The sequence below is a fragment of the Chryseobacterium sp. SIMBA_028 genome (assembly GCF_046535285.1).
GTDB lineage: Bacteria > Bacteroidota > Bacteroidia > Flavobacteriales > Weeksellaceae > Chryseobacterium.
Window position 1 is genome coordinate 1 of record NZ_JAWRWZ010000429.1, and the last position, 262, is coordinate 262.

Sequence of the window (262 nt, forward strand, 5' to 3'; positions counted from 1 at the left end):
CTGCTTCCGTAGGGGAAATCAGTATTGATCAGCAAAAAATAATGACAGTCTCTGCAGAATCCCCATTGATAAAGGCGATGTTTGGCAAGAAAAAAGGCGATGTATTTACGATCAACACAGTCACTCAAACAATTGAAAACATTTGGTAATAAATGATCTTAAAATATTTTATTGATGTATTGTGGTTAAATGGTTGATAAAATTTAATAGAATATAATAATTGTTATGTAGGTAAAATTAATATATTTTGTTTTTATGATGG

Annotated in this window: 1 protein-coding gene; it reads left to right on the plus strand. The window is 29.0% G+C overall.

The window, feature by feature from the left end:
* Window positions 1-23 precede the first annotated feature (23 nt).
* Complete coding sequence (locus SCA31_RS24005; RefSeq protein WP_410699503.1) at window positions 24-149, plus strand: hypothetical protein; 126 nt, start codon at window positions 24-26, stop codon at window positions 147-149.
* The last annotated feature ends 113 nt before the right edge of the window (window positions 150-262 follow it).